This is a genomic window from Streptomyces sp. NBC_01176, assembly GCF_045039825.1.
GTDB lineage: Bacteria > Actinomycetota > Actinomycetes > Streptomycetales > Streptomycetaceae > Streptomyces.
The window spans coordinates 7,060,361-7,081,833 of sequence record NZ_CP108600.1 but is presented as its reverse complement, the minus strand read 5'-3'; the positions used below and the strand labels follow the sequence as shown (position 1 = coordinate 7,081,833).

Annotated in this window: 17 protein-coding genes; 5 read left to right on the top strand and 12 right to left on the bottom strand. The window is 71.6% G+C overall.

Going from position 1 to position 21,473, the window contains the following annotated elements; genetic code table 11:
- Positions 1–93: 93 nt before the first annotated feature.
- Positions 94–870 carry a helix-turn-helix domain-containing protein gene (locus tag OG199_RS30630; protein ID WP_405832186.1) on the top strand — a complete coding sequence of 259 codons (777 nt, stop codon included), beginning with the start codon at positions 94–96 and terminating at the stop codon, positions 868–870.
- A gap of 10 nt (positions 871–880) precedes the next feature.
- Here OG199_RS30630 and pyk read toward each other — a convergent pair whose 3' ends face one another.
- The gene (gene pyk, locus OG199_RS30625; RefSeq protein WP_356807207.1) at positions 881–2,317 is read right to left on the bottom strand and encodes a pyruvate kinase; all 1,437 of its coding nucleotides are present in this window, start codon (positions 2,315–2,317) and stop codon (positions 881–883) included.
- Between the two features lie 228 nt (positions 2,318–2,545).
- Positions 2,546–3,259, bottom strand: coding sequence for an SIMPL domain-containing protein (locus OG199_RS30620; RefSeq protein ID WP_356807205.1), 714 nt, complete (start codon positions 3,257–3,259; stop codon positions 2,546–2,548).
- 149 nt (positions 3,260–3,408) lie between these two features.
- Here OG199_RS30620 and OG199_RS30615 point away from each other — a divergent pair, with 149 nt between their 5' ends.
- On the top strand, positions 3,409–5,223 hold the full coding sequence (locus tag OG199_RS30615; protein WP_401798572.1) for a bifunctional metallophosphatase/5'-nucleotidase: 1,815 nt from the start codon (positions 3,409–3,411) through the stop codon (positions 5,221–5,223).
- A gap of 149 nt (positions 5,224–5,372) precedes the next feature.
- Here the strand turns inward: OG199_RS30615 and OG199_RS30610 are convergent, their stop codons facing one another.
- From OG199_RS30610 to OG199_RS30585, 6 genes are all read right to left on the bottom strand, one after another.
- The gene (locus OG199_RS30610) at positions 5,373–6,791 is read right to left on the bottom strand and encodes a SidA/IucD/PvdA family monooxygenase (RefSeq protein WP_356808925.1); all 1,419 of its coding nucleotides are present in this window, start codon (positions 6,789–6,791) and stop codon (positions 5,373–5,375) included.
- Positions 6,788–8,173 (bottom strand): pyridoxal phosphate-dependent decarboxylase family protein, encoded by a 1,386-nt coding sequence (locus OG199_RS30605; protein ID WP_401798574.1) that lies wholly within the window; start codon positions 8,171–8,173, stop codon positions 6,788–6,790. The genes OG199_RS30610 and OG199_RS30605 overlap by 4 nt, the downstream gene beginning before the upstream one ends.
- Before the next feature lie 704 nt (positions 8,174–8,877).
- A complete protein-coding gene (pepN, locus tag OG199_RS30600) occupies positions 8,878–11,379 on the bottom strand; it encodes an aminopeptidase N (protein WP_405832183.1) in 2,502 nt (833 codons plus the stop codon).
- Positions 11,380–11,460: 81 nt separating this feature from the next.
- On the bottom strand, positions 11,461–11,931 hold the full coding sequence (locus OG199_RS30595; RefSeq protein WP_401798578.1) for a two-component system response regulator: 471 nt from the start codon (positions 11,929–11,931) through the stop codon (positions 11,461–11,463).
- 125 nt (positions 11,932–12,056) lie between these two features.
- The gene (locus tag OG199_RS30590) at positions 12,057–12,488 is read right to left on the bottom strand and encodes a chorismate mutase (RefSeq protein WP_356803265.1); all 432 of its coding nucleotides are present in this window, start codon (positions 12,486–12,488) and stop codon (positions 12,057–12,059) included.
- Between the two features lie 11 nt (positions 12,489–12,499).
- A complete protein-coding gene (locus OG199_RS30585; protein ID WP_405832180.1) occupies positions 12,500–13,384 on the bottom strand; it encodes an AraC family transcriptional regulator in 885 nt (294 codons plus the stop codon).
- Between the two features lie 145 nt (positions 13,385–13,529).
- Here OG199_RS30585 and OG199_RS30580 point away from each other — a divergent pair, with 145 nt between their 5' ends.
- Positions 13,530–15,347 carry a glycoside hydrolase family 35 protein gene (locus tag OG199_RS30580; protein ID WP_405832179.1) on the top strand — a complete coding sequence of 606 codons (1,818 nt, stop codon included), beginning with the start codon at positions 13,530–13,532 and terminating at the stop codon, positions 15,345–15,347.
- Positions 15,348–15,531: 184 nt separating this feature from the next.
- Here the strand turns inward: OG199_RS30580 and OG199_RS30575 are convergent, their stop codons facing one another.
- Complete coding sequence (locus tag OG199_RS30575; RefSeq protein WP_266698448.1) at positions 15,532–16,314, bottom strand: trypsin-like serine protease; 783 nt, start codon at positions 16,312–16,314, stop codon at positions 15,532–15,534.
- Between the two features lie 312 nt (positions 16,315–16,626).
- On the opposite strand from OG199_RS30575, the gene OG199_RS30570 reads away from it, so the two are divergent.
- Both OG199_RS30570 and OG199_RS30565 read left to right on the top strand, forming a co-directional pair.
- The gene (locus OG199_RS30570; protein WP_356803304.1) at positions 16,627–17,523 is read left to right on the top strand and encodes a hypothetical protein; all 897 of its coding nucleotides are present in this window, start codon (positions 16,627–16,629) and stop codon (positions 17,521–17,523) included.
- 100 nt (positions 17,524–17,623) lie between these two features.
- A complete protein-coding gene (locus OG199_RS30565) occupies positions 17,624–18,853 on the top strand; it encodes an ankyrin repeat domain-containing protein (RefSeq protein WP_405832177.1) in 1,230 nt (409 codons plus the stop codon).
- Between the two features lie 194 nt (positions 18,854–19,047).
- Here the strand turns inward: OG199_RS30565 and OG199_RS30560 are convergent, their stop codons facing one another.
- The 3 genes from OG199_RS30560 to OG199_RS30550 form a co-directional block, all read right to left on the bottom strand.
- Positions 19,048–19,563, bottom strand: a complete 516-nt coding sequence (locus tag OG199_RS30560; RefSeq protein ID WP_405832176.1) for a hypothetical protein — start codon at positions 19,561–19,563, stop codon at positions 19,048–19,050.
- A 161-nt stretch (positions 19,564–19,724) separates the two neighbouring features.
- Entirely contained in the window at positions 19,725–20,672 is a 948-nt protein-coding gene (locus OG199_RS30555) for an SDR family oxidoreductase (RefSeq protein WP_405832174.1), read from the bottom strand.
- A 1-nt stretch (position 20,673) separates the two neighbouring features.
- Positions 20,674–21,432, bottom strand: a complete 759-nt coding sequence (locus OG199_RS30550; RefSeq protein WP_405834721.1) for an SDR family oxidoreductase — start codon at positions 21,430–21,432, stop codon at positions 20,674–20,676.
- Positions 21,433–21,473: the final 41 nt, after the last annotated feature.

The window sequence follows — 21,473 nt, the reverse complement described above, 5'->3', positions numbered from 1 at the left end:
TCCAAGGTCGTCAATCAAAAGCGGATGTTCTCATTCTCGTGAACATCCGCTTTTCGCTGCGTGTCGTCACGATCATGAGCACAAAGTGGCCGCATGTACGACGTGGGCACACGCAGACGAGCTCTGGCGCTGGTCGCTCAGGGGCGCAGCCTGAACTCCGTGAGCAAGGAGACCAGGGCCTCCCGGTCGGCGATCCGGTCGTGGCGATCACGCCTCGACCCGCTGCCGCGGATGCGGAACCCGCCGTGCGCCAGGTGCGGCCCGACGACCATGGCGCCTCCCGACACGGCGGCCTACAGCTACCTCTTGGGGCTCTACCTCGGTGACGGCTGCATCAGCCCCGACCGGCGAGCGGGTTACTTTCTCCGCATCGCCTGCGCGGACGCCTGGCCAGGTCTGATCGAGGCATGCGCCGCCGCTGTCGAGGCTGCCAACCCCAGCGGGAGGTCGAGCCGTGTCCAGGAGGCCGGGTACGTATCGGTCGTCGGCTACAGCCGGCACTGGCCCTGCCTCTTCCCTCAACACGGCCCCGGCAAGAAGCACGAGCGCCCCATCGTCCTCGAACCCTGGCAGCAGGAGATCGTCGGCGCTCATCCCTGGGAATTCGTCCGGGGACTCGTCCACTCCGACGGTTGTCGGATCACCAACTGGACGACCCGCCTCGTCGGCGGTGAACGCAAGCGCTACGAATATCCCCGGTACTTCTTCACCAACGTGTCGGACGACATCCGGCGGCTCTACACCGACACCCTCGACGCGCTCGGCGTCCGGTGGACGCACTGCACCCGCGGCGGAAACCCGTACAACATCTCCGTCGCCCAGAAGGCCTCCGTCGCCCTCATGGACGCCCACGTGGGCCCCAAGTACTGACGGGGTCCCTCTACTTGGGGCTGTCGTCCTCTCCGACGTGGTGGACGCGGACCAGGTTCGTCGTGCCGGAGACACCGGGCGGGGAGCCGGCCGTGATGACGACGATGTCGCCCTTCCGGCAGCGGCCGTACTTCAGCAGCAGTTCGTCCACCTGGTCGACCATCGCGTCCGTGGAGCCGACGTGCGGGCCGAGGAAGGTCTCCACCCCCCACGTCAGGCTGAGCTGGGAGCGGGTCGCCGGGTCGGAAGTGAAGGCGAGCAGCGGGATCGGGGAGCGGTAGCGGGAGAGGCGGCGGACGGTGTCGCCGGACTGGGTGAACGCGACGAGGAACTTGGCGCCGAGGAAGTCGCCCATCTCGGCCGCGGCGCGGGCGACGGCGCCGCCCTGGGTGCGGGGCTTGTTGCGTTCGGTGAGGGGCGGCAGGCCGGTGGCGAGGATGTCCTCCTCGGCGGCGGTGACGATGCGGGCCATGGTGCGGACGGTCGCGATGGGGTATTTGCCGACGCTGGTCTCGCCGGAGAGCATCACGGCGTCGGTGCCGTCGATGACGGCGTTGGCGACGTCGGAGGCCTCGGCGCGGGTGGGGCGGGAGTGGTCGATCATCGAGTCGAGCATCTGGGTGGCGACGATGACCGGTTTGGCGTTGCGCTTGGCGAGCTTGATGGCGCGCTTCTGGACGATGGGCACCTGTTCGAGGGGCATTTCGACGCCGAGGTCGCCGCGGGCGACCATGATGCCGTCGAAGGCGGCGACGATGCCGTCGATGTTGTCGACGGCCTGGGGCTTCTCGACCTTGGCGATGACGGGGAGGCGGCGGCCTTCCTCGTCCATGATGCGGTGGACGTCGTGGATGTCGTCGCCGGTGCGGACGAAGGAGAGGGCGATGACGTCGAAGCCCGTGCGCAGGGCCCAGCGGAGGTCTGCTTCGTCCTTGTCGGAGAGGGCGGGGACGGAGACGGCGACGCCGGGGAGGTTGAGGCCCTTGTGGTCGGAGACCATGCCGCCTTCGACGACGGTGGTGTGGACGCGGGGGCCGTCGACGGTGGTGACTTCCAGGCAGACCTTGCCGTCGTCGACGAGGATGCGCTCACCGGGGGTGACGTCGGTGGCGAGTCCGGTGTAGGTGGTGCCGCAGGTGTGGCGGTCGCCTTCGGCGCCTTCTTCGACGGTGATGGTGAAGGTGTCGCCGCGTTCAAGGAGTACGGGACCTTCGGTGAAGCGGCCGAGTCGGATCTTCGGGCCTTGAAGGTCGGCGAGGAGTCCGATGCTGCGGCCGGTTTCGTCGGCGGCCTTTCGCACCCGCTGGTAGCGGTCCTCGTGTTCGGCGTGGGTGCCGTGGCTGAGGTTGAAGCGGGCTACGTCCATTCCGGCGTCGACCAGGGCTTTGATCTGGTCGTAGGAGTCGGTGGCGGGGCCCAGGGTGCAGACGATTTTTGCTCGGCGCATGGTTTGAGCCTAGGCCTTACCCGTGGGTAGAGAATTGGCCGTGCATGACTACTCAACAACCTTTGCGTGAAGGATTATTGACAACTGTTGAATTGTGCGTGGGGCCGCTCCTATGAGCAGATTAAGCACTGGGGGTGTGCGTCGCGCCCGGTGGTGCCGTGCGGAAGGGCCGTCCTACGGACCGCGCGGAGGGATCGTTCCGTCACCGAGTGTGACGGTTTTCGGTGGTCACAGCCGGGGTGGGGTCATCGTGAATCGGGCGTTGACCTGGGCGTGGACGTGTTGGCGTTGGGGTTCGAGGTCCAGGGCCGGGGCTTCTTCGGGGGCGGCTCCGGCGAAGGACATGGAGCGCATGGCGCGGCCGGGGGCGGCGGGGTAGGGCGGGGTGTTCTCGGCGCCGATGTCGGCGAGTTCGACGAGGGCGGCGAGGGTGGTGCCGAGGGCTTCGGCGTATTCGCGGGCGCGTTGGACGGCTTCGTGGACGGCTTGTTGGCGGGCTTGTCGGTGGGCGGGTGAGTCGGGGCGCAGGTCCCACCAGGGGCCGTCGACGCGGGTGAGGTCGAGGTCGGCCAGTCGGGTGGTGAGTTCGCCGAGGGCGGTGAAGTCGGTGAGTTCGGCGGTGATGTGGACGCGGCCGTGGTAGGCGCGGATGCGTTCGCCGCGGCCGTGTTTGGTGAGTTCGGGGCTGATGGAGTAGGTGCCGGTCTCGATGTGTTCGACGGCGTCGCCGTAGGACTTGATGAGGTCGAGGGCGGTGGTGTTGCGGCGGGTGAGGTCGGTGAGGGCTTCTCGGCGGTCGGTGCCGCGGGCGGCGACGGTGATGCCGATGCGGGCGATTTCGGGGTCGACTTCGAGGTGGGATTCGCCGCGGACGGCGATGCGGGGTGCTTCGGGGGTGCCGTAGGGGAGGGAGGGTTGGGGTTCTTCCGGGGTGGGGGTCATGCGTTCCACTCTGTCATCGTGCGGGTGGGTGTGGGGGTGGTCGTGGGGTGGCTGGTCATCAGATGGATACCTTCGGGCCCTGGTCGGGAGTGTCATGCGTAGGTCAGAATCTACGCGCGTCGTTGACCGATTCCCGAGGAGTCTGTGACATGTCTTTGAACCGCCGGAAGTTCCTGGAGAAGTCCGCCGTGACGGGTGCGGGGGTGGCGCTCGCGGGTGCGGTGGCGGCTCCGTCCGCGCAGGCCGCGACGGAGTCGGTGGCGGGGGGTAGGAAGAAGCGTGTGAAGCGGTACTCCCTGACGGTGATGGGCACGACGGATCTGCACGGGCATGTCTTCAACTGGGACTACTTCAAGGACGCGGAGTACCAGGACGGTGCGGGCAACGCGCAGGGTCTGTCGCGGATCTCGACGCTGGTGAACGCGGTCCGCAAGGAGAAGGGGCGTTGCAACACGCTGCTGTTGGACGCGGGTGACACGATCCAGGGCACTCCGCTGACGTACTACTTCGCGAAGGTCGATCCGATCACGGCCAAGCACGGTCCGGTGCACCCGATGGCGCAGGCGATGAACGCGATCGGGTACGACGCGGTGGCGCTCGGGAACCACGAGTTCAACTACGGGATCGAGACGCTGCGGAAGTTCGAGTCGCAGTGCGATTTCCCGTTGTTGGGTGCGAACGCGCTGGACGCGAAGACGCTGAAGCCGGCGTTCCCTCCGTATCTGATGAAGACGTTCCGGGTTCCGGGTGCGCCGGCGGTGAAGGTGGCGGTGCTGGGGCTGACGAACCCGGGTATCGCGATCTGGGACAAGGCGTACGTGCAGGGCAAGTTGGTGTTCCCGGGGCTCGAGGAGCAGGCGGCGAAGTGGGTGCCGAAGCTGCGTTCGATGGGGGCGGACGTGGTCGTGGTGTCGGCGCACTCGGGTGCGTCGGGCACGTCGTCGTACGGTGACCAGTTGCCGTATGTCGAGAACTCGGCGGCGTTGGTGGCGCAGCAGGTGCCGGGGATCGACGCGATTCTGGTCGGGCACGCGCATGTGGAGATTCCGGAGTTGAAGGTCACCAACGTGAAGTCGGGGCGGACGGTGGTTCTTTCGGAGCCGTTGGCGTTCGCGGAGCGTTTGTCGGTGTTCGACTTCGAGTTGGTTTTCGAGAAGGGGCGGTGGCAGGTCGAGTCGGTGGCGGCGTCGGTCCGCAACTCGAACTCGGTGGCCGACGACCCGAGGATCACCCGGCTGCTGAAGGACGAGCACGCGTTGGTGGTGGAGTACGTCAATCAGGTGGTCGGTACGGCGACGGAGACGTTGACGACGGTCGAGGCGCGGTACAAGGACGCTCCGATCATCGACCTGATCACGAAGGTCCAGGAGGACGTGGTCAGGGCGGCGCTGGTCGGGACGGAGTATGCGTCGCTGCCGGTGATCGCGCAGGCGTCGCCGTTCTCGCGGACGTCGGAGATTCCGGCGGGTGAGGTGACGATCCGGGATCTGTCGAGCCTGTACGTGTACGACAACACGTTGGTGGCGAAGGTGCTGACGGGTGCGCAGGTGCGGGCGTACCTGGAGTACTCGGCGAACTACTTCGTGCGGACCGCGGTGGGTGCGGTGGTGGACGTCGAGAAGTTGACCAACGCGAACGACCGTCCGGACTACAACTACGACTATGTGTCGGGGCTGGCGTACGACATCGACATCTCTCAGGCGGAGGGTTCGCGGATCAGGAATCTGACGTACGGGGGTGTGGCGCTGGATGACGCGCAGCAGTTCGTGTTCGCGGTGAACAACTACCGGGCGAACGGTGGTGGCGCGTTCCCGCATGTGGCGTCGGCCAAGGAGGTGTGGTCGGAGTCGACGGAGATCCGTACGCGGATCGCCGAGTGGGTGACGGCGAAGGGCACGCTGGACCCGAAGGAGTTCGCGTCGGTGGACTGGAGGCTGACGCGGGAGGGCACGCCGGTCTTCTAGGACTGCGCGGTGACGTGAACGGCGTCGGCGTTCCCTTTCGGGGGGGGGCCGGCGCCGTTTGGCGTGCGGGCCCCGTGTGGTGCGGGGCGCTCCGCGGGGCCGGGGTCGAGTGCCGTGGGTCCGGGTCGCGGGTCGCGGGTCGGCCGGTTCTATCGTCCGTCGACGAGGGGGGTGAGGGTCGGGGTGTGCCGGGTGGCCGGGACCTGTGGGTGGGGTTCGAGTCCGAAGGTGGTGAAGGCCGTCCGGCGTGGGAGCGGGTAGGGGTCCTTGCCGGTGAGGGAGTTGAGGATGGTGGCGCTGCGCCAGGCGGCGAGTCCGAGGTCGGGGGCGCCGACGCCGTGGGTGTGGAGTTCGGCGTTCTGGACGTAGACGCGGCCGGTGACGGCGGGGTCGAGGTGGAGGCGGAACTGGTCGTCGATGCGGGGACGTTCGGAGCTGTCGCGGCGTAGGTAGGGGTCGAGTCCGGCGAGGATGCGGTCGAGGGGGCGTTCGCGGTAGCCGGTGGCGAGGACGACGGCGTCGGTGGTGAGGCGGGTGCGGGTGGCCTGTTGGCCGTGTTCGAGGTGGAGTTCGACCTTGGTGGTGGCGACGCGTCCCGCGGTGCGGACGGTGACGGCGGGGGTGAGGACGGCGTCGGGCCAGTCGCCGTGCAGGGTGCGGCGGTAGAGCTCGTCGTGGATGGCGGCGATGGTGTCGGCGTCGATGCCTTTGTGGAGTTGCCATTGGGCGGCGACGAGGCGGTCGCGTACGGGTTCGGTGAGGGCGTGGAAGTAGCGGGTGTAGTCGGGGGTGAAGTGTTCGAGGCCGAGTTTGGAGTACTCCATGGGGGCGAAGGCCTCGGTGCGGGCGAGCCAGTGGATCTTCTCGCGTCCTGGGGGGCGGTTTCTGAGAAGGTCGAGGAAGACCTCGGCGCCCGACTGTCCGGCGCCGATGACGGTGATGTGTTCGGCGGTGAGGAAGCGGTCTCGGTGGGCGAGGTAGTCGGCGGCGTGGATGACGGGCACGCCGGGGGCTTCCACGAGGGGTTGGAGGGCGTCGGGGATGTGGGGGGCGGTGCCGACGCCGAGGACGATGTTGCGGGTGTGGGTGCGGCCGAGGACTTCGGCTTCTCCGCCGGGGTCGAGTCGGGTGAAGTCGACTTCGAAGAGCGCACGTTCGGGGTCCCAGCGGACGGCGTCGACCTGGTGTCCGAAGTGGAGTCCGGGGAGGCGGTCGGCGACCCAGCGGCAGTAGGCGTCGTATTCGGCGCGTTGGATGTGGAAGCGCTCGGCGAAGTAGAAGGGGAAGAGGCGGTCGCGGTCCTTGAGGTGGTTGAGGAAGGACCAGGGGCTGGTGGGGTCGGCGAGGGTGACCAGGTCGGCGAGGAAGGGGACTTGGAGGGTGGCGCCGTCGATGAGGAGGCCGGGGTGCCAGTCGAAGCCGGGGCGTTGTTCGTAGAAGACGGTGTCGAGTTCGGACAGGGGCTGGGCGAGGGCGGCGAGGGAGAGGTTGAACGGGCCGATGCCGATGCCCACGAGGTCGCGGGGTGCTTCGGGTTCGTGGCGTGGGGGGAGGGGCGTCGGGCTCATCGGGGGGTGTGTCCTTCCACCAGTTTCAGGAGCGCGGCCAGGTCGTCCGGCCGGGTGTGGGGGTTGAGGAGGGTGGCTTTGAGCCAGAGGCGGTCGTCGAGCCGGGCGCGGCCGAGGACGGCGCGGCCGTCGTGGAGGAGGGTGCGGCGTACGGCGGCGACGGCTTCGTCGGAGGCCCCGGCGGGCCGGAACAGGACGGTGCTGAGGGTGGGTGGGGCGTGGAGTTCCAGGCCGGGGCGGGAGGCGATGAGGTCGGCGAGGTCGGTGGCTCGGGCGCAGACGTGGTCGACGAGTGCGCCGAGGCCGGTGCGGCCGAGGGTTTTGAGGGTGACGGCGATCTTGAGGATGTCGGGTCGTCGGGTGGTGCGCAGGGAGCGGCCGAGGAGGTCGGGGAATCCGGCTTCGGTGTCGTCGTCGGCGTTGAGGTAGTCGGCCTGGTGTCGCAGTGCGGTGAGGTCGTGGGGGTCCCGTACGGCGAGAAGGCCCGCGGCGATGGGCTGCCAGCCGAGTTTGTGCAGGTCAAGGGTGACGGTGTGGGCGCGGTCGAGTCCGTCGAGTGCGGCTCGGTGGCGGTCGCTGAAGAGGAGGCCTCCGCCGTACGCGGCGTCGATGTGGAGGCGGGCGCCGTGGGTGGCGCAGACGTCGGCCAGGTCGGGCAGGGGGTCGATGAGTCCGGCGTCGGTGGTGCCGGCGGTGGCGGCGACGAGGAGGGAGCCGCGGGGGCCTCGGAGCGTGGTGAGGGCTTCGTCGAGGGCTACGGGGTCCATGGTGCCGGCGGGGGCGGGGACGACGACGGGGTCGGGCAGGCCGAGCAGCCAGGCGGCGCGGGGCAGGGAGTGGTGGGCGTTGGCGCCGTGGACGAGTTGGACGCCGTTGTGTGCTTCTCGGGCGAGGAGCACGGCGAGTTGGTTGGATTCGGTGCCGCCGGTGGTGACGAGGGCGGTGGCGGTGTGCGGCTCGTCCGCCGTGCCGTAGACCTCCGCGGCGAGGGCGGTGGTCACGAGGGCTTCGAGTTCCGAGGCGGCCGGTGCCTGGTCCCAGGAGTCCAGGGACGGGTTGAGGGCGGAGGCGGCGAGGTCGGCGGCGGTGGCGACGGCGAGGGGCGGGCAGTGCAGGTGGGCGGCGCACAGGGGGTCGGCGGGATCGGCGGAGCCTTCGGCGAGGGCGTGGACGAGGGTGCGCAGGGCGTCGTCGGTTCCGTGCCGGGGCAGGATGTCGCCGGCCGCGTCCCGTAGGCGTCGGGCCACGTTCTCGGGTCCTCCGGCGGGCAGGGGTCCGCCGCGTGCGGTGCCGCCGGTGCGCAGCGCGTCGAGCACGGTGTCGAGCAGTGGCCGCAGTGCGCCGGGGCCTTCGGGACCTGAGGCGAGGGGCGGCGTGCTCATGGGTGTCCTCCGGTGGGCGCGCGGCAGGGGGGTTCCAAGCCTGTACGGGATGGGGGCGGCGCGCCCACAGAGCACAACGATCTGACCCGAATGGGGGTACTGCCGGGGGGAGGAAAGGTGAGCGGAGGGGTGGGGGTGACGGGGGGTGCGCGGGGGCCTGGTGGGGTGTGGGGCCTTGCCGGGCGGGGCGGGGCCCTGCCGGGCGGTGCCGGGCCTTGCCGGGGGTGCCGCGCCGTGGAGTGTCGGGGGGGCCGCGCCTTGCCGTGCCGTGCCTTGCCGGGTGGTACCGGGCCGTGGAGTGTCGGGGGGGCCGCGCCGGGCGGTGCCGCGCCGTGAGTGTCGGGCCGATGCCGTCGCCGGGAAGTCGCCGCGGTCGGCGAGCGCGTGCCGGGAGTGCCGGGGCGGGGAGTGCGGTGCCGGGGGCGGCGAGGTGAGGTCGATCGTCCCTGCCGTGTTTCGCGAGGGACGATCGACCTGCCGTGTGGCCTGAGGGGACGAGCGGGTCCTCCCCGGCTGGAGCCGGCCCTGCGGGACCTGGCCCTGCTGGGCGGCCAGCTGGATCCGGCTCTGCTGGTTCCACGGCCGGTGCCTCCAGGGCCGGTGGAACCCTGGGCCGGTGAGACCCCGGGCCAGTGGGACCTGGGGTCAGTGGAACCCGGGCTCCGATGGAACCCGGGCCCCGGTGGATCCCCGCCCCGTTGGATCTAGTCCCGGCTCGCCTCCCGTACCTTCAGTGCCCTTGCCAGGTCGTCGAGTTGGTCCACGAGCTTGCGGCGCAGCGCGGGGATGGGGGCGGCGTCGCGCAGGCAGGCCTCGCCGAGGGTGAGGGTCTCGGGGGTGACGGCGTGGGCGGGGAAGGCGTAGCGGCCGGCGGCTTCGGCGATGGCGGGGCCGCGGCGGGCGGCGAGGGCCACGGCGTCGGGCCAGTAGCGCTCGACGTACTCCCGTACGAGGTCGGTCTGTTCGGGCTGCCAGAAGCCCTGGGCGGTCGCGGTGAACAGGTAGTTGGAGAGATGGTCGGAGGCGAACATCTCCTCCCAGGCGCGTCGTTTGGCCTCTGGGTCGGGCAGTGCGGCGCGGCAGCGGGCGGCGCCTTCCTGGCCGGTGGCGCTGGGGTCCTGGACGAGTTCGGCCTCGATGACGGCGTCGTCGATGGCGCCGAGGACGGCGAGGCGGCCGAGGACGCGCCAGCGCAGTTCGGGGTCGAGTTCGGGGCCGCCGGGGACGGTGCCCTCGGAGAACCAGGCGCTGATGGTGTCGGGGTGCGCGGCGACGGCGATGAAGTGGCGTACGGCGGTGAGGCGCAGCCCCGGGTTGTCGCCGTCCTCGGTACGGCGCAGGAGGTCGCGGCAGAGGTCGGTGAGGGTGGCGAGGGCGGTCGGGCGGTCCTCGGCGGGCAGCAGGCGGTCGGCGACGTGGGTGGCGGCGAACGTCAGGACGCCCTGGACGAGGGCGAGGTCGGTCTCGTGCGGGAGGTGGGTGCGGGCGGCGTCCACGTAGGCCATGGCGGGCAGTTCCCCGTCGCGGACGGCGTCGCGCAGGGCGTTCCAGACGACGGCGCGGGTGAGGGGTTCGGGGAGGCCGGACAGGGCGGCGCTGACGGTCTGGAAGGAGTCGGTGTCGAAGCGGATCTTGGCGTAGGTGAGGTCGCCGTCGTTGAGGAGGATCAGGGCGGGGCGGCGGCCGGGGCCGAGTTCGACGGGGGCGTCCTGGGGTACGTCGGTCTCGAAGCGGTCCCGGGGGAGGAGTCGCCTGTCCTCGCCGGGGACGGTGTCGTAGGCGCCGACGGCGATGCGGTGCGGGCGGCTGCCGTGGTGTTCGACGGTGAGGTGCCAGGTGCCCTCGGTCTCGGTGAGCGCGGGGCGCAGGAGGTCGACGCCGGTGGTGCGCAGCCAGGCGGCGGCCCAGGCGTGGACGTCGCGTTCGGTGGCGGCGGCGAGGGAGTCGATGAAGTCGGCGAGGGTGGCGTTGGCGAACTTGTGGCGGGTGAAGTGGGTGTTGATGCCGGCCAGGAAGTCCTTCTCGCCGAGCCAGGTGACGAGTTGGCGCAGGGCGGAGGCGCCCTTGGCGTAGGAGATGCCGTCGAAGTTGAGCATGGCGGACGCGGTGTCGGGGACGGCGTCCGGGTCGGGGGCTACGGGGTGGGTGGAGGGGCGCTGGTCGGCGTCGTAGCCCCAGGGTTTGCGGGTGACGCCGAAGTCGGTCCAGGTGTCGGTGAAGCGGGTGGCTTCGGTGAGGGTCTGGTAGCCCATGTACTCGGCGAAGGACTCGTTGAGCCAGATGTCGTCCCACCAGCGCAGGGTGACGAGGTCGCCGAACCACATGTGGGCCATTTCGTGGGCGATGACCATGGCGCGGGTCTGGCGTTCGGTGTCGGTGACGGCGGAGCGGTAGACGAACTCGTCGCGGAAGGTGACGAGGCCGGGGTTCTCCATGGCGCCGGCGTTGAATTCGGGGACGAACGCCTGGTCGTAGGAGTCGAAGGGGTAGGGCTCGTCGAACTTCTCGTGGTAGCGGTCGAAGCAGGCGCGGGTGACGTCGAGGATCTCGTCGGCGTCGGTGTCGAGGTAGGGGGCGAGCGAGCGGCGGCAGTGGATGCCGAAGGGGAGGCCGCGGTGCTCGGTGCGGACGGAGTGCCAGGGGCCTGCGGCGACGGCGACGAGGTAGGTGGAGATCGGTGGGGTGGGGGCGGCCTTCCAGTGGCCCTCTCCGAGGTGTTCGGTGATGCCGTTGGCGAGGACGGTCCAGCCGTCGGGTGCGGTGACGGAGAGGTCGAAGACGGCCTTCAGGTCGGGTTGGTCGAAGGCGGCGAAGACGCGCTGGACGTCTTCCATGAAGAGCTGGGTGTAGAGGTAGGTCTCGCCGTCGGTGGGGTCGGTGAAGCGGTGCATGCCTTCGCCGGTGCGGGAGTAGTGCATGACGGTGTCGAGGCGCAGTTCGTGTTCGCCCTCGGTCAGGCCTTTGAGGGGCAGCCTGTTCCCGTCGAGGGTTGCGGGGTCGAGGGGCTGCCCGTCGAGGGTGACGGAGCGCAGCTCGGCGGGCTTCAGCTCGACGAAGGTGTCCGCGTCGGCGCGGGCGGTGAACCGGATGACGGTCCGGGAGTCGAAGGTCTCGTCCCCGCGGGTCAGGTCGAGTTCGATCCCGTAGTGGTGGACGTCGAGGAGCTTGGCACGGGTCTGCGCTTCGTCGCGCGTCAGTACGGACATGGGGACATGCTGCCTGATGGCTCCGACAGGGCACAGGGGTGACCCGTCATGTGGCGTATGTCCGGTCGGTCTCCGGTCCGGTCAGGGGGTGCGGCCCTGTTCCGGTGCGTGGTGGGCGGCGTCGACCTCGGCGCGCAGTTCGCGCAGTTCGTGTTCCAGGGCCTGGTGGCGGCGGTGGGTGTCGTAGAGGTAGCGGACCTTGGTGCGCAGGGTCCAGGGGTCGACGGGTTTCATGACGAGGTCGGCGACGCCGAGTGCGTAGGCGGTGGCGGACAGTTCGGTGTCCGGGCCGAAGCCGGTGAGGAGGATGACGGGGATGTGCTGGGTCTGCTCCAGGCGCCGCATGTAGCGCACGACGTCGAGGCCGCTGACGCCGGGCATGCGTACGTCGAGGAGGAGCAGTCCGATCCGGCCGCGCAGGAGTTCCTTGAGGGCGTTGTCGCCGCTGGTCGCGCGTGTCACGGGGTGGCCCAGGGGGGCCAGGGCGTTCTCCAGCGCGTACAGCGTGTCCTCGTGGTCGTCGACGATGAGGATCCTGGCATCCGACGGCATGGCCCGATACGTCCCCTCGCTCGGGCACCGGCCGGCCCGGGCGTGCATGGACGGGCGGCATGTGCCCTTGGCCTGACACCTGACAGGAGTGCTTCGCGCAGGATGCCCGCTGGGGGCACCCGGTGTCACTCCCCCGTGGTCCCGGTGGCCTGTCCCGCGCCGTCCGCGATGCTCTCGTGGTGGCGGATGACCTCGGCGATGATGAAATTCAGCAACTTTTCCGCGAAGGCCGGATCCAGCTTGGCGTTCTCGGCGAGCCGGCGCAGCCGGGCGATCTGCTGGGCCTCGCGGGAGGGGTCGGCGGGCGGCAGCTGGTGGGCTGCTTTGAGGTGGCCGACCTGCTGGGTGCATTTGAAGCGCTCGGCGAGCATGTGGACGACGGCGGCGTCGATGTTGTCGATGCTGTCGCGCAGCCGGGCGAGTTCGGCGCGTACCGTCGCGTCGGCGTCCGTGCCGGGGGTGCCGGTCGCCTTGCCGGGGTTGTCGGTCGCGTCGGCGCTGTCGTCGGTCGCGTTGCCGGTGGGGTCGGTCGCGTCGCCGGTGTTGCTGGTGGTCATGGTCGACCAGCCTACGTGGGACGCGGATGCTCGGTCGTGGGCGGATCGTGGGGGTCGGGGGCGCGGTCGTCGCGGACGCCGGGCGGGGTGCGGCTCTGTTGTGCGCGGAAGCGGACGGGAGTCATGCCGACACGACGGGTGAACAGGCGGGAGAAGTAGGCGGGGTCGTCGTAACCGACGCGTCTGGCCACGGCGGCGACGGGGAGTTCGGTGGCGGCGAGGAGTTCCTTGGCGCGGCCCAGGCGGATGGCGAGGAGGTGGTCCTTGGGGCCGCGGCCGCCGGCGCGGCGGACTGCGCCGCGCAGTTCGGCGGGGGTCATGCCGTGTCGGGCCGCGTGTTCGGCGACGGTCAGTGGCTGGAAGGCGTCCCGGGCGAGGGCGTGCAGTACGGGGTCGTCGTCGGGGGCGAGGTCGGCGCGGGCGCGGCGCAGCGTGACGAGGAGTTCGTGGACGGCGGCGCCGGTCTCGACCTCCAGGAGGGGGTTGCCGCTGCGGGCGGCGCGGGCGATGCGGGCGACGGTGGCGCGGGCTCCGGCCGTGTCGGAGAGGGGGACGACGGGGCGGTCCGGTTCGATGTAGCCGAGTTCGGTGTAGGCGGTGGTCGCGGGGCCGGTGAAGTCGACGAAGCACTCGTCCCAGCTGGGGTCGGGACCGTAGTGGTGGGGTACGCCGGGGGTGAGCCAGAGAAGGGCGGGCGCGGTGACGGTGTGGCGGTGTCCGTCGGGGTCCTGGAGCCAGCCGTCGCCCGCGCTGACGACGACGGCGACGTGGTGGTCGAGGGTGCGTGGCCCGACGGCGGGCAGTTCGCCGTGCTGGAGGCCGACGCCGAGGCAGGTGAGGCCGAGTCGGTGGTGGACGGGGGCGGGGGTGAAATACCGCATCCAGGTGTGGTGCATCCGCTGTCCTCCCGCCGGTGCGGCCGGTGTCGTTGTTCGGTCCGACTTCGGTCCGACTTCGGTCCGGCTTCGGTCCGACTTCGGTCCAACCAGAGGTGATCTTTGTCCATGGACGGGGTCGCCGCCAGGGGGTGAGGGTGGGCCCATGAGCGAGTTCACGGTGGGGGACACGGATTTTCTGCTGGACGGGCGGCCGGTGCGGCTGCTGTCCGGCGCGCTGCACTACTTCCGGGTGCGTGAGGAGCAGTGGGGGCACCGGCTCGGGATGCTGCGGGCGATGGGGCTCAACTGCGTCGAGACGTACGTCCCGTGGAATCTGCACGAGCCGCGGCCGGGCGTGTACCGCGATGTGCGGGCGCTGGGCCGGTTCCTGGACGCGGCGCGGGAGGCGGGCCTGTGGGCGATCGTGCGGCCCGGACCCTACATCTGTGCGGAGTGGGAGAACGGCGGGCTTCCGCACTGGCTGACGGGACGGCAGCGCACCAGGGACGAGGAGTACCTGCGGGACGTGGAGCGCTGGTTCCACCTGCTGCTGCGCGAGATCGTGCCCCGGCAGATCGACCGGGGTGGCCCCGTGCTGATGGTGCAGGTCGAGAACGAGTACGGCAGTTACGGATCCGACCAGGTGTATCTGCGGCGGCTGGCCGACGTGCTGCGGGCCGAGGGGGTGAGCGTCCCGCTGTTCACCTCGGACGGTCCCGAGGACCACATGCTCAGTGGCGGCTCGGTTCCCGGTGTCCTCGCGACGGTCAATTTCGGTTCCCGCGCGCGTGAGGCGTTCGAGGTGCTGCGCCGGCACCGGCCCGGGGGCCCGCTGATGTGCATGGAGTTCTGGTGCGGCTGGTTCGACCACTGGGGCGGTGAACACGTCGTACGGGATCCGGGGGACGCGGCGGACGCGCTGCGCGAGATCCTGGAGTGCGGGGCGTCGGTCAATCTGTACATGGCGCACGGGGGGACGAACTTCGCGGGCTGGGCGGGTGCGAACCGGGCCGGTGGAGCGCTCCACGAGGGCCCGCTGGAGCCGGATGTCACGTCGTACGACTACGACGCTCCCCTCGACGAACTGGGGCGGCCCACGGAGAAGTTCTGGCGCTTCCGGGAGATCCTGGCCGGGTACGCGCAGGGTCCGCTGCCGGATGTGCCGCCCGCCCCGGCGGCGCTGGGCGCGTCCGCGGTCGTCGACCTGCGGGAGTGGGCTCCGCCGGACGGCGTGCTGGAGGCGCTGGGCGGTCCGGAGGGCGAGTACGCCGTGCCTCCGGCCTTCGAGGAACTGGACGTGGACCGGGGCCTGGTCAGGTACGAGCTGACCGTGCCGGGGCCGCGGGGGCCGTATCCGCTGCTGCTGCGCGGGCTGCGGGACCTGGCGGTGGTGTACGTCGACGGAGCGGTGGCCGGGGTGCTGACCGAGGAAGACTCGCGGCTCGAGGAGCCCGTCGCGGGGCACGCGCGGGTGGAGATCTGGGTGGAGTCGCTGGGCCGGGTCAACTACGGGCCGCGTTCGGGCGAACCGAAGGGCATCACCGGGGGTGTGCTGCACGAGCGGCAGTATCTGCACGGGGTGCGGGCTCGGGGACTGCGTCTCGACGCGTTCGACGACGGCGTCGGCGCGGTGCCGTTCGCGGGGCTGCCCGCGGAGGGTACCCGTGGTCTGTACCGCGGCACGGTGGAGGTGCGTGGCGCCGGGGACGCCTTTCTCGATCTTCCGGGCTGGACGCGGGGGTTCGTGTGGATCAACGGGTTCAATCTCGGCCGCTACTGGTCGGCGGGCCCGCAGCGGTCGCTGTACGTGCCCGGGCCGGTGCTGCGCGAGGGGGCCAACGAGGTGTGGGTCCTGGAGTTGCAGGAGTCGGGCGGGGAGTCCGCCGGGCCGGTGCCGCCGGTTCTGCGCGGTCCGGCTCCGGCCGGGGCACATGACGCTTCTCCCGCGAGCGGGGTGCGGGCGTCCCGGGAGTCGGCATGAACGTCTGTGCGTGAGTGGTGGGGTCGGCGTCCGGGGGGCGCCGGGGAGGTCTGCGATGCGGTGCCGGCGTCCGGGAGCACGGCGCGGGTATCCGTGAGCACGGCGCGGGTATCCGTGAGCACGGCGCGGGTATCCGTGAGCGGGTCGCGGACGCCCGCGCCGTGTCAGGACGGCGACCGGTCCCCTACAGGGTGGACGCCGCTCTGGCTATGGCAGCCGCGAAGGTCGAGACCTCGCTGTAGACGCCGGGGTATCCGGGCTCGGCGCAGCCCTGGCCCCAGCTGACGATCCCGACCTGGACGAACGCGCCGGAGTCGTCCTTGCGGAACATCGGTCCGCCGGAGTCGCCCTGGCAGGTGTCGACCCCGCCCTGCTGGACGAACCCGGCGCAGATCTCGTCACCGGGCACCAGGTCGCTGCCGTAGGCCTGCTGGCAGGCGGCGTCGCTGACGAAGGGGACGGTGGCCTTGAGGAGGTAGCGCTGCTGGGCGCCGCCCTCGCGGGTGGCACCCCAGCCGGCGATGGTGAAGTTCCCGTTGTTGTAGGCGGTGGTGGTGGCGATCTTCAGGGTGGGCTGCTCGATGGGCGTGGCGAGCTTGATGAGGGCCCAGTCCTTGCCCTTGCCGTTGTAGCCGGGCGCCTGGAGCACCTTCGTCGACTTGACCTTGACGGCGCTGGTGCTCTGCAGGTCGACGACGCCGGCGGTGGCGGTGATGGAGGTGTTGGTGCCGGAGCCGTTCACACAGTGCGCGGCGGTCAGCACGATCTGCTTGGTGTAGAGCGCGCCGCCGCAGCCCATGGAGAGCCGGACCATGAAGGGGAACTCGCCCTGCGCGGCGCGGGTTCCGCCGACGACGGGCGCGGGGGCGGCCTGCGCGGAGACGGGCTGGAGCGAGACGGCGGCGAGGGCGACCGCGCCGAGGGCGAGGAGTCTTCTGAGGCCGGTGAACTTCTTCGGAGACTTCAACGTGCTTCCTCTCGTGGGGGGTCGAGGACTGGCGGCGGCACGAACATCGCGTCCTGCGGTCTGCCGAGGCAGCGGGAGCCGTGCGGTGAACGGCACGACGCGCAGCACGACAAGCCGACGAAATGGCATGTACTCGCCAATCCTTTGCGCATTATTGAGACGCCGGCGCGCCCCCGGCAAGGACCGCGTTTCGGCCAGCCGCTCCCCGGCGCACGCCGTCGCACCCCCGCGACCGCACGCACTCGTCCGGCCGCTCGGTGGAACCCGGCTTAGAGTGGAGTGCGGATGGCGGCGCCTTCAGGGGGTGCGGACGTGGCGAACGGCGGACCGGTCGAACACGGCTACCCGCACCTGGACACGGTGCGGGCCTCGATCACCGCGCTCTACAGACGGCTCTCGTACGACACCGTCCACACCTTCGCGACCAGCGTGGCCCCCGTCGACGTGGCCTTCGGCGACACCGACGACCTGTACCTGGGGGCGCAGCGGGTGGCCCGCGAGATGGTGCGCCACTACCACCTGCCGGACGCCCGGATGATCATCGGCTTCCGTGAGATGACCCACGCGGCGAACGTAGAACTCACGGCGGGACCCGAGTACTTCGTCGAACTCAACGACCGCTTCCGCACCCATCGCAGGGACATCGGCGCCGCGCTCGCCCATGAGGTGATGCATGTCTATCTCCACCGCCTCGACCTCTCCTTCCCCGGCACCCGCGACAACGAGATCTTGACGGACACCGCCGCGACGTACCTCGGCGCGGGCTGGCTGCTGCTGGACGCCTACCGCGAGGACGCGGCCTCCTCGCAGAAGCTCGGCTATCTCACCCCCGAGGAGTTCGGCTACGTCCTCGCCAAGCGCGCCCTGGTCTTCGGCGAGGACCCCTCCATCTGGTTCACCAGTCCGCAGGCCTACACCGCGTACACGAAGGGCATGGCGAAGGCCCGCGGCGACGAGCAGCAGCCCCCGCTGACCGCGGCCGGCTGGGCGGGCCGCCGCCGCTACGCGAAGGACCGGCGCCACGCCCAGGACCACCCCGCCCCCGGCCCGCACCCCGGCGTCCCCTACGTGTTCACCCCGGACGGCCGCGGCCCGCTGCGCGTCTCCTTCCCCTGTCCGACCTGTCACCAGCGGATCAGGGTGCCCGTACAAGGCCGGGTGCGGGCGCGCTGCACGCTGTGCGGGACGGTGCTGGAGTGCGACACGTAGGGGGGTGCCGCGGCGCAAGGGGTCGGCCGGATCCGCGAGGTGAGTCAGAACACCCCAAAAGGCTTTGCCTCGCGCGTCCTTCACGAGCGAGGGTCGAAGGATGAGCACGAACGACCCCGCGGCGCGCCTCCTCACCGCTGTGTACGAGGGTGACAAGGACGCGGTGGTGCGGCTGCTGCGCTCCGGCGCGAGCCCGGAGTCGGCGGACGCGGAGGGCGGGACGGCCCTGTATCTGGCCGCGGTCAGCGACCGGCCGGACGTCGTACGGCTGTTGCTGGCCGCGGGCGCCGACCCGGACCGGCTCAGCCAGGGCACGGACGCACCGCTGTGCGGGGCGGCCTGCGGCGGCCACACGGAGGTCGTACGGGCCCTGTTGGCGGCCGGCGCGAGTCCCGACCGCGTGGAGGGGTTCGGATTCACGGCGCTGACCTGGGCGGTGCGGCAGGGCCGGGCCGCGGTGGTGACGGAACTGCTCGCGGCCGGCGCGGACCCCGACCGCCCGGGACCGACGGGTGAGCCCCCGATCGTGACGGCGGCCCGCCGCGGCTCTCCCGGCTGTGTCCGCGCCCTTCTCCGGCAGGGAGCGCGGGAGCGCTCCGCGGCGCTCGCCGAGGCGCACCGCTGGCTGACCGTCGACGTGGAGGCCGCGCTGCGCGCGGGCCTGGAGCAGACCTACGGTCCCGGCCATCCGTCGGCCGTCCACCGCTACCCGGAGGACGGTGGCGTCACCGTCGAGGTCCAACTCCTCGACCCCGCCGGGCGCCCGGTGTCCGGCAACGACCAGCAGACCGGTCACGCCGCCATCGCCACCCTCCTGGAGTCGTCCCTCGGTATCGCCGCCCCTGCCCCCGAACTCGCCGCCCGCGCCCTGCGCCGCGCCGACCCCGCCGACGACGACTGGACCGAGGCGGCGACGGCTCTCGGCCTGCGCGGTGACGAGGACACCTTCCGTGCGGCGGTGCTGTGGTGCCGCGGCGCCGAACCGCTCCGGCAGGCCTTCGGGGCGGACGTGCTGGGCCGCTCACGCACCCCTCGGGGCCGGCAGGTGCTGCGCGAACTCGCCCGCGAGACCGCGCATCCCGTGGTCGCGCGAGCCGCTGTCGTCGCCCTGGGCCGCCGCGCGGACCCGGCCGCGCTCCCCGAAGTCCTGCGCCACGCGGAGCACCCGGAGGCCGCGGTGCGCGCGGCGGTCGCCGACGCACTGGCCGGACTGCTGCCGGCCGGCCATCCCGAGGGCATCGAACGACTGCGCGCCCTGGCCGAGGACCACGACGCCGAGGTCCGCGCACGGGCGGCACACGCGCTGACGGTGCTGCCCGGGGAGAGCTGACCGACCGACAGGCAGAACGCATGGGCGGGCAGGACGGCCGGCGGGGAGATCCGGCCGGGGAAACCCGACCAGGGTTCCGCGCGCCTTGCGGCAGCCGGGCACGACCGGGCTCCGCGCACGAACAGCCCGTCCCCGCGCACGAACTGACCCTGGGGCACGAACCGCCGGTCCTCGCGCGTGGCGGGACGGCGGGCTCAGGCCCCGACCGGTATCGCTCCGGTGGCGGTGATCCGACGCGCTCTGACGCGCACCACGGCGAGCCGGCACACGACCTGGGCCAGGGCCATCAGCAGCAGTGCGGCGGTCCAGGCGTCGGCCCCGGTGATCAGGTTGTCGCGGCTGAACCGCGCGAGGCTGCCCGCACCGCCGTGGGTCGCCCAGAACTCGAATCCGGCGCGGGCGGCCATGCCGGCGATCCACAGGACCGCGGCGACCGCCCCGGCCCTGGCGATCGCGACCCCGTCGGCCGCCCGGCCGAGCCGGGTGGCCGCACCACAGCCCACGCCCAGAGCCGCGCCCGCGGCGACGGTGACGGCGTCGAGGCGGATGTCGTGCCCCTGGGTCGGGAAGGACTTGAGGTAGTACGCGGCCGCGGAGGCGACGGCGGCCAGCGGCAACAGCGTGTGGAGCAGGGTCTGGCGGGTGCCGCGGATCTGCGGGATCACGAGAAGGATGAGAGCCGCGGAGATGATGTAGTCGGTCGTCGTCATGTCTTCGAGACTGCCGTTCGCGGCGCCGCGCGTCCTCAACCACCGGGTTGAGGACGGGTTGGTTTCCGGCCTCCACCCAGGGGTTGAGACCGGCGTACGCGCAGGCCGGCGTACGCGCAGGCCGGCGAACGCGGCCCGCGCGAAACGGCGTGACGGGTCCGTCAGCGGCCTCCCGCCCGCTCCCCCGCCGCGCCGCCCGCTCCGTACACCGCGCCGGGTTCCTCCGCGCGCGCCAGGAGTTTCATGGCCGTGTCACCGGCCTCGGAGGGGCTCCGGCGGGCTCCGCTGTCCGCGCCCGGTCCCGGCCGCCAGCCCTCCATGACGGTGATGCGGCCCCCCTCGGTCTCGAAGACGCGTCCGGTGACGCCGGCGCTCGCGTCCGCCCCCAGCCACACGACCAGCGGCGACACGTTCTCGGGCGCCATCGCGTCGAAGGAGCCGGCGTTTGGTGCCGCCATCTCCTGGGCGAAGGCACGTTCGGTCATCCGGGTGCGGGCCGCGGGCGCGATCGCGTTGACCTGGACGCCGTAGCGCCCCAACTCGGCGGCGGCGACCAGGGTCAGCCCGATGATCCCGGCCTTGGCGGCGCTGTAGTTGCCCTGCCCGAGCGAGCCCAGCAGCCCGGCCCCGCTGCTCGTGTTGACGATCCGGGCCCGCGGCGTCCGCCCCGCCTTCGCCTCCGCCCGCCAGTGCGCCGCCGCGTGCTTCAGCGGCAGGAAGTGGCCCTTGAGGTGGACGCGCAGGACGGCGTCCCAGTCCTCCTCGTCGAGGTTGACGAGCATCCGGTCGCGCAGGAAACCCGCGTTGTTGACGAGGGTGTCGAGGCGTCCGTACGTGTCCAGGGCGGTGCGCACCAGGGACGCGGCACCCTCGGTGGTGGCGACGTCGCCCCCGTGGGCAACCGCTTCGCCGCCCGCCGCGCGGATCTCCGCCACGACCCGTGCGGCCGGGCCGTCTCCACCCGGGGAGCCGTCCAGCCCGACCCCGAGGTCGTTCACGACGATCCGCGCGCCCTCGGCGGCGTACGCGAGCGCGTGCGCCCGGCCGAGGCCGCGCCCCGCGCCGGTGACGATCACGACCCGTTCCCGGCACAACAGCGGTCCGCTCATCTCAGTCCTCCTGGCAGGTCGGATCGGCCCTGTTGACGGTCGCGGAGTCGAGGAAAACGGGCCGCTCCCCTCCCCCGTGGACGAGGAGCGAGGCCCCGCTGATGTAGGCCGCGGCGTCCGAGGCGAGGAAGACGGCGGCCTCGCCGACGTCGGACGGGTCGGCGAGACGGCCGAGCGGGACGGTCCGGGAGACGGCGGCGACGCCGTGCCGGCCGCCGTAGTGGAGGTGGGACAGCTCGGTGCGGACCATACCGACGACGAGGGTGTTGACCCTGATGTCGGGGGCCCACTCGACGGCCATCGAACGGGCCAGGTTCTCCAGGCCCGCCTTGGCCGCCCCGTACGCCGCCGAACCGGGCGACGGGCGTGTCCCGCTCACACTGCCGATCATCACGATCGAGCCCCCGGCCCGCCTGAGGTGCGCGTACGCGGCGAGCGACGCGGTCAGCGGCGCGACGAGGTTGAGCTCGATCACGCGCGCGTGCCGCTCGGCTCCGGCCTCGGCCAGGGGGCGGTACGGGGCGCCGCCCGCGTTGTTGACCAGGACGTCGAGCCGGGGCAGCGCGTCGAAGAAGGTGTGCACGGCGGGCGGGTCGCGCAGGTCGACCGGAGTGAACTCCGTCCCCTCGACGGGCACTTCGGGGGGTCTGCGGGCGCAGACCAGCACTTTCGCGCCCGCCTCGACGAACGCCCGCGCGATCCCGGCCCCGACCCCGCGGGTCCCGCCGGTGACGACGACGGTCCGCCCGCCGAGATCCATGCCGCTGCCCGCGCCGGCGCCCATGCCGCCCTCCCTCCCGC